Here is a 1111-nt window from a genome sequence, read left to right as displayed (position 1 = left end):
CAGCAGATCTAAAGAACAGGAGTTCAATGATACTGAAGCATATGAGTGAAAAGTTCAACGCAGATACTGACCAGATGAAACATGAAATGCCTTCTGTCATCAATGCTGTACTTCAGTGCTACGGTGGAGACTGCAGTGACTGTGCAGAAAAGTCAGCAGGAACCTGTGCAGGGGGTGACAGTGACAACTGGTTTGTTAGGTCTCGCTCACTCAGGGAGAATGGCATCACTGCCTTGCACCCATCTGAAACAGACATACAGACAATGCCAGAAATTCTGTTGATTGTTCTTGGGGATGAGGGCATTGAAAAGACCTGGGGTTTGAGCACCACACAATCGAATGAAGCAGCAAACAGAGCTCTGAGCTCAAGATGTCCCAAAAATGTCAAATTCTCTAAATCAATTACAGCAAGGGTTGGCAGTGCAATACTCACTTGCAACAACGGCCCAGGGGATGCTCAAAGAAAGATAAGTCACAGATTAGGGCTGCCAATGAGCAGGGGGCAGAAGAGATATCATGCAGCTGAACAGAAGAGAAACACATACAGTCAGAGGCACAGGAGGAGCCCCTCAACACAAACCCGCCGACTGCAGCAGGATGCTAAGACGCGCAGGGATAAACTGAAGAGGAGACAACAAGCACAGCTGCCTTCAGACTACAAGAAACACCAGCTTGATGACAGCAGTAGCAGCAGTGACAGCATTCCCGGTGGAGAAAGTCCTGACAAGAGGCTGCGCCGTTCTGTACGCCGGGATCACAAGTACCATTGCCTGTAACAGTGTAAGTTTTTTTGTTTTGTTTTGTTTTGTTTTGGGTTTGTTTGTTGTTGTTGTTTTTTTTTGGGGGGGTGGGGGAGGGGGGGGGGGGGTGGGGGGATGTTGGTGTATGTCTAGGGTTCACCAGGCTTAGGGTTAATCGGGTTTAGGGTTAATCAGGTTAGGGTTAGCAAGCTTTAGGCTTTGAAGTGTTACAGTTTAAGTCTTTTGCCTTGGATTTAATGGGGTTGGGGTGCATGGTGGTCAGGTTCACAGGATCAAAGTTTGAACTGTGTAGCAAGCATATGCCTCTGTATGCTTTGGGAAACTCAGGGAAGGCATGTAGCTTCTATCTC

At 47.6% G+C, this 1111-nt stretch carries 1 protein-coding gene; it reads left to right on the top strand.

Annotation, left to right across the window (positions count from 1 at the left end; all coding sequences use genetic code 11):
- Positions 1 to 776, top strand: a 776-nt coding sequence (locus ACOCD2_RS21285; RefSeq protein WP_419624539.1) for a hypothetical protein, incomplete at its 5' end; no start/stop codon positions are given.
- Between the last annotated feature and the right edge of the window lie 335 nt (positions 777 to 1111).

This window comes from Thiolapillus sp. (assembly GCF_048562965.1).
Taxonomy (GTDB): Bacteria; Pseudomonadota; Gammaproteobacteria; order Chromatiales; family Chromatiaceae; genus Thiolapillus; species Thiolapillus brandeum_A.
The sequence above is the reverse complement of the archived record's forward strand: the minus strand, read 5'-3'. Positions and strand labels throughout refer to the sequence as shown.